Genomic DNA, 9,019 nt, shown 5'->3' on the forward strand with positions numbered 1-9,019 from the left:
AAGCGCAGGCGAAACAGGACCAACTCAACGCCCAGGTCTCCGCCCTGTCGCGGCGCGGCGAGCAGGCCAGCGGCGAAGTCACCCAGGTCAGCCGCGACCTGGAAGACGCCTATAAGGTGATCGAGGCGGACCGCCAGAAGATCGAAACCTCGCTGCGCGAGATCGCCAGCCTTCAGGCCGATATCCAAGCCTTGAGGGATGTCCGTGAGCAACTTGAAACGCAGGTCGCGGCCCTGACCGCGCTGACGCAGCGGACGGAAGCGGAACGCGACCGGACCGCGGAACAGCTTCAACGGACCGAAGCGGACCGCGCCAAGGCCACGGAGGAGCTGCGGCTGACGCAGGAGCAGCGCGAAGCGCTGATGGCGGAACTCTCATCTATCCGCGACCGCTCGCAGCAGCTTGAAAGCCAGCTCAGTGCTGAGCAGGAGCGGACCACCCTGTCGCAGCGGGAGATCGAGCAGCGCGACATCCGCCTGGAGGAGCTGAAGCTGGCGCTGGACCAGACGGAGGCGGCGCTGACCGGGGAGAAGACGCTGACCGAGGAAGGCCGCGCCCAGGTCGCCGTCCTCAACCAGCAGATCGCGGCTCTACGCGACCAGTTGAGCCGGCTGACCGCTTCGCTCGATCTGGCCGAATCGAAGAATCAGGAACAGCAGGCGCAGATCTCCGACCTGGGACGCCGGTTGAACCTGGCGCTGGCCAGCAAGGTCGAGGAACTGGCGCGGTACCGGTCGGAGTTCTTCGGCCGGCTGCGCGAGGTGCTGGGGACGCGTCAGGATATCCGTATCGTCGGCGACCGATTCGTATTCCAGTCCGAAGTGCTGTTCCCCAGCGCGTCGGCGACACTGGAGGAAGGCGGCAAGGTCCAGCTTGCCCAGCTTGCCAATACCTTGCTGGAGATCGCGCTGCGCATTCCGCCGGGGGTCAACTGGATCATGCGGGTGGACGGGCATACCGACCCGCGCCCGATCTCCACGCCGCAGTTCCCGTCCAACTGGGAGCTTTCGACCGCGCGCGCCATCTCCGTCGTCAAGTTCCTGGTCGAGCGCGGCGTGCCGGCCGACCGCCTGGTCGCCGCCGGCTTCGGTGAGTACCAGCCGCTCGACCCCAGCCGGGGCGAGGACGCCTTCGCCCGCAATCGCCGCATCGAGATGAAGCTGGACCAGCGCTGAGGCTGGCTCATCCCCGCCCCCAAAGGATCAATCGCGCTTGGCCGCGTTGTTCAGCAGCGCGTTACAGGGACTGTCCTTGCCTTCGCCGGGGTCCAGGAGCGGAATGATCGCCGCCAGAGGAGTCAGGAACACGCCGAGGGCGACGGCGGCGGCGCCGCGCGCGATGGCCTGGGTCGGATCGACGGCGACGTGCGGATTGGCGAAGGTGCCCTGGGCGCCGACGGGCGTCCGGACCGACAGAGGGCTGAAGTCCTTGGGGTGCGCCAGCATCGAGACCTTGAAGGCTTCGTTCTTGAGATTGACGGTCGCTTCGCCCGTGACGTTGCTGTCGGTGTTGTCGAACACCAGGGCGTTGGACTTCATCAGCCCGTCCGTGATGCCGAGATCGGCGACGACGCAACGCACGGCGACCGGTTCGTCCTCGGTCAGCGCGAAACCCAGCGCCTGGGCCACGTCGAGGCCGAGCACCTCGATGATCAGGTTGCTGACCTTGCCGCCTTCCATCACGACCGAAAGCTGTCCATTGCTGGAGGCCAGCATGCTGCGCACCGTGTCGCCGTTGCCCTTGAGCTTCAGCTTGCCGCCAAAGGTGCCGCCCATGTCCTCGGCGAACTGGGTTCCCTTGAAGAACCGGGCGAGATCAAGCGCCCGCATCTCCAGGTCCATCTCGATCGCCGGCGGCTTCTCCTGGGCATCGACCTGAATGATGCCGCCGGCCTTGCCGCCGGCCACGTTCATGCGCACCGGCTCGATCTTCGCCCGGCCGTCGTTCACGATGATCCGCGCATCCATGGCGCCTGCGGGCACGTGCGGCACCAGCAGCCTGTCGGCGTGGTAGCGCATCTCGACGTCGACTTTCTTCAGCATCTCGACGTTGATCGGCGTATCGGGGATGATCCGGCCCTCGGCCTCCAGCTGGCGGGCCTGCTGCTCCTGCTTGGGCGACCGGGTTTCGCCGTCATCGACCGGCGGCGGCGCACCGACGAAGCCGGCGAGATCCTTGTAGTCCAGGTTCTTCGATGTCAGGTTGCCGGTGACCTTGGGGCGCTCGTGGCCCAGGTCCATCCGGACTTCGCCGCCGATGTCGCTGTCGCCGACCTTGCCCGCCGCATCGGTGAAGGACCAGACCTTGCCATGACGCTCCAGCCGGCCGGACACGTCGAACGGCGGCGTCGAGGGCGCCGGGAAGCCTACGATGGGGAACAGGTCGGAGAGGTCCTGGCCTTGGATATCGACGCCGATATCCATGCCCGCCAGTTCCTGCGGATCGGTCAGCGTACCGTCGATCACCGTCTTGGTGGTCCCGACCGTCACCTCGGCCCGCACCGGGAAAGGCGTCTGCCGGTCGCGCACGGCCAGGAAGGTACCCGTCGTGGCGTCCAGATGGAACGGCTCGTTGGCGTAGTTGCCGTCGGCGACCATCCGCACCCGGTCCTCGCCCTGCCCGTTGCGTTCGGTGTTGACGGTGCTGGCGACCTGGATGTTCAGGCCGTCGTCGCGGTAGGCGACTTCGCCGCCCCTGACTTCGATATGGCCGATTTCCGGAAGGTTCGGGCTGCCGTCGCCTTCCTGCGGCGGATCGCCCTGCAAGCTGGGGAAGTCCCAGTTCGCGGCGCCCTGGGCATCGCGGGCGAGTTTCAGCTTTGGATCGATCACGGTCAGCTGGGGAATGGCGACGGTTCCCGAGACCAGACGCCGGAGGTCGAGCGTGACCTCGACAGCGCCGATATCGGCCATGTCGCCGCCGCCGGCCCAATCGGTATTGGCAACGTGGATGCCGCCGGCCCGGATCTTCGGCGTCAGAGACCAGTCGATGTCGAAGTTTTCGTCGATCCGGACCTCCCGGCCCAGGGCGGCGCTCGCCCGTTTGGCCACGAAGTCGCGCGCCCAACTCGTCTCCAGCATCGCGAAAGCACTCACGACGAGCAGCACGAGCACACCCAGAACGATCCCGAGCCACTTCAACACCCGACCCACGGCAAATCCCCTTCGAACTTCCTATCTCGAAGGACTCAACCGGGCTGGACCGCTTTCGTTTCAAAATAGCTGGTTCCGGCGGCGGGGCCGGCTTGCCGTTCCGGCCCCGCTCGACATGTCGGAAAATCAGGCCTTGCCGACGGCCTGCTCGTTCAATTGCTTCGCCATGTCGCGCAGCACGAACTTCTGGATCTTGCCGGTCGAGGTCTTGGGCAGGTTGGTGAAGACCACTGTCCGGGGCGACTTGAAGTGGGCGAGGTGTTCGCGGCAGAAGGCGATGATTTCGGCTTCGGTCACGGCGACGCCGTCCTTGATCGTGACGAAGGCGCAGGGCGTTTCGCCCCAGCGCTCGTCCGGGCGGGCGACGACGGCGGCGTCGAGTACGGCAGGGTGGCGGTAGAGGACGGCTTCGACCTCGATCGTCGAGATGTTCTCGCCGCCGGAGATGATGATGTCCTTGGAGCGGTCCTTCAGCTCGATATAGCCGTTCTCGTGCATCACGCCGAGATCGCCGGTGTGGAACCAGCCGCCCTCGAAGGCCTCCTGCGTCGCGACCGGGTTCTTCAGGTAGCCCTTCATCACCACGTTGCCGCGCATGAAGACCTCGCCGATGGTCTGGCCGTCGGCGGGAACCGGCTCCAGCGTGACGGCGTCGGCCACCATCAGGCCTTCCTGCACGGGATATGTTACGCCCTGGCGGGCCTTGAAGACGGCTCGTTCCTCGATCGGCAGGCTGTCCCATTCCTCATGCCAGGCGCAGACCACGTCGGGGCCGTAGACTTCGGTCAGGCCGTAGACGTGGGTGATGGCGAAGCCCATGCGCTCGATCTTCTCGATCACGGCGGCGGGCGGGGCGGCGCCGGCGGTCATCATCTTGATGCCTTCCGGGATCTCGCGCCGCTGGTTGTCGGGCGCGTTGACCAGCAGGCCCATGACGATGGGGGCGCCGCACATATGCGTTACGCCGGAGTCCGCGATGGCGTCGTACATGCCCTTGGCGGTGACGCCGCGCAGGCAGACATGGGTCCCGGCCTGGGCGGTGATTGTCCAGGGGAAGCACCAGCCGTTGCAGTGGAACATGGGCAGCGTCCACAGATACACCGGATGGTGCGGCAGCGCCCAGGTCATGATGTTACCGATGGCGTTCAGATAAGCGCCGCGATGATGGTAGACGACGCCCTTGGGATTGCCGGTGGTGCCGGACGTGTAGTTGAGGGCGATGGCCTGCCATTCGTCCTTCGGCAGTTCCCACTGGAAGTCCGGATCGCCGGTTTCCAGGAACTGCTCGTACGTGAACTGGCCGATCAGGTCGCCGCCCTTGGCCAGCGGATCGTCGATGTCGATCACGAGGGGCCGGTGCTTCGGGTCGATCATGTGGACAGCCTTGTTGATCACGTCCGAGAACTCCCGGTCGGTGATCAGCACCTTGGCCTCCCCGTGCTGGAGCTGGAAGGCGATGGCTTCGGCATCCAGGCGGATGTTCAGCGCGTTCAGCACGCCGCCGGTCATGGGCACGCCGAAATGCGCCTCGAACAGTTCCGGCACGTTCGGCGCCATCACGGCCACGGTGTTGCCGATCCCGACACCGCGCTTCGACAAGGCGGAGGCGAGCCGCACGCAACGTTCGTTGGTCTCCGCCCAGGTCCGCCGGATGTCGCCGTGGATGACGGAAAGGCGGTTCGGATAGACCGACGCGGTGCGGCGCAGGAACGACAAGGGAGACAGCGGGACGTAGTTCGCGTCGTTCTTGTCCAGTTCGACCTCGAAGGGATTGCGGGGCTGGGTCATCCGGATGGGTCCTGCATTGCGGTGGACGCCCTTGACGGGCATTCTTGGTGCCTCAGCATACTACCGACCCGGCCCGGTGTGGAATGCTCCGGTGAATATCTTCCGCGGCACTTCGCCTCGTTCCCAAGCGTTCCGCTGCCGCCCACCCATTCCGAGTGCATCAGACGAATGTCCAGCGCCCTGATCCTGCTGACCGGCCACCGGGAAGCCCCCTACCTGATCGATTACCTGCGCGGCTACAGCACCACCCTGCCCATCATTCACGCCACCGACCTGGAGGACCTGGAGCGGGAATGCCTGCCCGGCCGCGTGCTGATCGCCTTCTGCACGGCGGTCATCGTGCCGGCCGCCTTGCTCGACCGGCTGGAACGACCGGCCTTCAACTTTCATCCGGGACCGCCGACATATCCGGGCCGGCATCCGGAAAGCTTCGCCGCCTATGACGGCGTCACCCGCTTCGGCGCCACGTCGCATGTCATGGTGCCTCGCGTGGACGAGGGGCCGATCGTCGGGGTCGAATGGTTCGACGTGCCGCCGGAAACCGGGCAGATGATGCTGGCCGACCTGGCGTTCCAGGCGACCCTGCGGCTGTTCGCCCGGCAGGCGCCGATCATGGCGCTGTCGCTCCAGCCGATGAAGCCGATCGCGGAGCGCTGGTCCGGCCGCAAGACCTGCCGGCGCGACTACGACCGGATGACCGACCTGCCGCCCGATATCGACGCCGCCGAGTTCGACCGCCGGCTCCGATCGTTTGGCGAAGACCCGGAAACCCGAATCACCGTGACGCTGCACGGCCGGCGCTTCGTCCTGGAGCAGGAGGTCTGAGCCCCGTCATGCGGCTGTGCTTCATCGACCTGATGCCCTGGGACTACGACGCCGATACGCCGTACGAGCGTCCGCTCGGCGGGATGCAGTCGGCCGCCTGCCACCTGACGGCTGCCCTGGCGTCGGCAGGGCATGAGGTGGCGCTGGCCACCCGCACGACGAGGCCGGGCCGGCGGCGCGGGGTCGAATGCCTGTCGCTCGACCGGCGGGAGGGGGTCGAGCGGCTTCGCGGGACGCGGTGGGATGCTGCCGTATCCCTGACCGCCATCCCCGGCGCGGTACGCGATCTGATGCCGGCAGGCGTTCCGCTCTTCCTGTGGACGGGACATGCCGAGGACCAGCCCGCCGTCCAGTGCCTGGGCGATCCTGCCGTCCGCGACGGCTGGGACGGTGTCGTCCTGGTCAGCGAGTGGCAGCGCGGGCGCTATCGGGAACGGTTCGGCCTGGCCGGCTGGCGGACGGCGGTGCTGCGGAACGCCATCGCGCCGGCCTTCGAAAACCTGTTTGCCGATGCCGATGCCCTGGCGCGGGCCAAGCGGAACGATCCGCTGCTGCTGGCCTATACGTCTACCCCCTTCAGGGGACTGGATCTGCTGGCCGGCATGTTCCCGCTGATCCCCCGGCCCTGCCGCCTGCGGGTCTTCTCCGACATGGGGACGTATCTGACCGGCCCTTCGGACAGCCAGTTCCAGTCGCTCTACGACCAGTGCCGGAACACGCCCGGCGTCGAGCATGTCGGCACGCTGGCGCAGCCCGACCTGGCGGAGGCTCTCCGCGCCGTATCGATCCTCGCCTATCCCTGCACCTTCCCGGAAACCGGCTGCATCGCGGCGCTGGAAGCGATGGCGGCCGGCTGCGCCGTGGTCGCCAGCGATCTGGGAGCCTTGGCCGAGACGACGGCGGGGCACGCCCTGCTGGTCGATCCGGGCGAGGACTGGAGCAGCTTCGGCGCGCGTTACCTGACGGCGCTGGACCTTGTCATGGCATCGATTTTGTCGCCGCCCGGCATCGCGCGGCTGTGGCAACAGGTTCGTTTCGTTAACGAAACGGCCACCTGGAGGACACGGGCGGGAGAGTGGGCCGGCTTCTTCAAGCAGCGGATAGTCTGAAGGTTCAAAATGTCGCAGGCTGTTTAAATAGTGAAACACATTTGCATAAAGTCGCCCCGCTGAAGCAATATCCGCCCGCGTATGGGAGGAGTTCCCCCGACACGCCAAGGATCGAATCACCGCTCCAGTAAGAAGAAGGCGTTCCATGACCGGTCGTTATGAAGAGCTTCACACCCGCTCCCTCTCGGACCCCGAAGGCTTCTGGGGTGATGCCGCCAGCGAGATCGATTGGATCAAGCCCTGGGATACCGTGCTCGACAGTTCCAACCCGCCTTTCTACCGCTGGTTCAAGGGCGGCGTTCTGAATACAGCCTATAACGCCGTGGACCGCCACGTCGAGGCCGGGCGCGGCGATCAGGCTGCCATCATCTATGACAGCCCGGTTACCAAAACAGTACAAACCATCACCTATAGCGAACTGCTCGACCTGACTTCGCGGTTCGCCGGGGCGCTGCGTGACCTTGGCGTCGCCAAGGGCGACCGGGTGATCCTGTACATGCCGATGATCCCGCAGGCCGTCGTCGCCATGCTGGCATGCGCCCGCCTGGGCGCCGTCCATTCCGTCGTGTTCGGCGGCTTCGCCCCGCACGAGCTGGCGACCCGCATCAACGACAGCAAGCCCAAGGTCATCGTCACCGCATCCTGCGGGATCGAGGGCAGCAAGGTGCTGCCGTACAAGCCGCTGCTCGACGCCGCCATCGACCATTCCGACCACAAGCCCGACCACGTCGTCGTCTTCCAGCGCCCGCAGGTGACGGCATCGCTGGTCGAACCGCGCGACGTCGATTGGGCAACGGTCACCGCCGCCGCAGCGCCGGCCGAAGTCGTGCCGGTGGAAGCGACCGACCCGCTCTATATCCTCTACACGTCCGGCACGACCGGTCAGCCCAAGGGCGTGGTCCGCGACAACGGCGGCCATGCGGTGGCGCTGAAGTGGACCATGAGCAACATGTACGACATCAAGCCGGGAGAGGTGTTCTGGGCCGCTTCCGACGTGGGCTGGGTCGTCGGGCACTCCTACATCTGCTACGCCCCGCTGCTGCACGGCGCCACGACCATCGTGTTCGAGGGCAAGCCGGTCGGCACCCCCGATGCCGGCACCTTCTGGCGGGTGATCCAGCAGCACAAGGTAGCGGCACTCTTCACGGCGCCGACGGCGCTGCGCGCGATCAAGCGCGAGGATCCGGACGGCAAGCTGATCCCCAGCTACGACCTGTCGAGCCTGCGCACCCTGTTCCTGGCCGGCGAGCGGTCGGACCCGGACACGCTGCACTGGGCGGAAGACCACCTGAAGGTCCCCGTGGTGGACCATTGGTGGCAGACGGAGACCGGCTGGTGCATCGCCGGCAATCCGCTGGGCATCGAGCAGTTCAAGATCAAGTACGGTTCGGCCACCAAACCGCTGCCGGGCTGGGACGTACGGGCGCTCGACATCTCCAACAACGAGGTCAAGCGCGGCGATATCGGCGCCATCTCGGTCAAGCTGCCGCTGCCTCCCGGCACGCTGACGACGCTGTGGAACGCAGACGCGCGGTTCGTGAAGTCCTACATGACGGACTATCCCGGCTATTATCAGACGGGCGATGCGGGCTTCATCGATGACGACGGGTACGTCTACATCATGGCGCGTACGGACGACATCATCAACGTCGCCGGGCACCGTCTCTCGACCGGGGCGATGGAAGAGGTTCTGTCGTCGCACAAGGACGTCGCGGAATGCGCCGTGATCGGCGTCGCCGACCAGCTCAAGGGTCAGGTGCCGCTGGGCTTCCTGGTCCTGAAGAACGGCGTCGACCGCGACCATTCCGAGATCACGAAGGAAGTGGTCCAGCTCGTCCGCGACGAGATCGGGCCGGTCGCGGCCTTCAAGCTCGCCATCGTGGTCGACCGCCTGCCCAAGACCCGCTCCGGCAAGATCCTGCGCGGCACAATGCAGAAGATCGCCGACAGCGAGACCTACAAGCTGCCGGCCACGATCGACGATCCGGCGATCCTGTCGGAGATATCCGAAGCGCTGCAAGGCATCGGCTACGCGAAGCCCAGCATGGCGTGAGGACGGGGTCGTAGAAAAAGGGGCCGCGGTCGATGACCGCGGCCCCTTTTGTCGTTGTGGGCTGGGCGTGATCGGGTGGATGCCGGTCTTCA

General features: G+C 66.2%; 6 protein-coding genes. 4 read left to right on the forward strand and 2 right to left on the reverse strand.

Translation table 11 applies throughout. The features are described 5' to 3' along the window. Nucleotides 1–1,175, forward strand: a 1,175-nt coding sequence (locus AC5JJ6_RS29520) for a peptidoglycan -binding protein (RefSeq protein WP_496045482.1), incomplete at its 5' end; no start/stop codon positions are given. A 27-nt stretch (nucleotides 1,176–1,202) separates the two neighbouring features. Here the strand turns inward: AC5JJ6_RS29520 and AC5JJ6_RS29525 are convergent. Together AC5JJ6_RS29525 and AC5JJ6_RS29530 are read right to left on the reverse strand one after the other, a co-directional pair. After that, nucleotides 1,203–3,152, reverse strand: coding sequence for an AsmA family protein (locus tag AC5JJ6_RS29525; protein WP_496045483.1), 1,950 nt, complete (start codon nucleotides 3,150–3,152; stop codon nucleotides 1,203–1,205). A 126-nt stretch (nucleotides 3,153–3,278) separates the two neighbouring features. Continuing rightward, a complete protein-coding gene (locus AC5JJ6_RS29530) occupies nucleotides 3,279–4,982 on the reverse strand; it encodes an acyl-CoA synthetase (RefSeq protein WP_496045484.1) in 1,704 nt (567 codons plus the stop codon). A 126-nt stretch (nucleotides 4,983–5,108) separates the two neighbouring features. Between AC5JJ6_RS29530 and AC5JJ6_RS29535 the strand changes: the two genes are divergently transcribed. From AC5JJ6_RS29535 to AC5JJ6_RS29545, 3 genes are all read left to right on the forward strand, one after another. Further along, entirely contained in the window at nucleotides 5,109–5,765 is a 657-nt protein-coding gene (locus AC5JJ6_RS29535; RefSeq protein ID WP_496045485.1) for a formyltransferase family protein, read from the forward strand. An 8-nt stretch (nucleotides 5,766–5,773) separates the two neighbouring features. After that, nucleotides 5,774–6,874, forward strand: a complete 1,101-nt coding sequence (locus AC5JJ6_RS29540; protein WP_496045486.1) for a glycosyltransferase family 4 protein — start codon at nucleotides 5,774–5,776, stop codon at nucleotides 6,872–6,874. 145 nt (nucleotides 6,875–7,019) lie between these two features. Then, on the forward strand, nucleotides 7,020–8,927 hold the full coding sequence (locus AC5JJ6_RS29545) for a propionyl-CoA synthetase (protein ID WP_496045487.1): 1,908 nt from the start codon (nucleotides 7,020–7,022) through the stop codon (nucleotides 8,925–8,927). The last annotated feature ends 92 nt before the right edge of the window (nucleotides 8,928–9,019 follow it).

The sequence above is a fragment of the Skermanella sp. genome, assembly GCF_059503625.1.

Bases quoted from the DNA above. Each gene is read 5' to 3' on its own strand.
- AC5JJ6_RS29540 (WP_496045486.1), top strand. From the start codon at position 5,774: ATGCGGCTGTGCTTCATCGACCTGATGCCCTGGGACTACGACGCCGAT.
- AC5JJ6_RS29530 (WP_496045484.1), bottom strand. From the start codon at position 4,982: ATGCCCGTCAAGGGCGTCCACCGCAATGCAGGACCCATCCGGATGACC.
- AC5JJ6_RS29535 (WP_496045485.1), top strand. From the start codon at position 5,109: ATGTCCAGCGCCCTGATCCTGCTGACCGGCCACCGGGAAGCCCCCTAC.
- AC5JJ6_RS29545 (WP_496045487.1), top strand. From the start codon at position 7,020: ATGACCGGTCGTTATGAAGAGCTTCACACCCGCTCCCTCTCGGACCCC.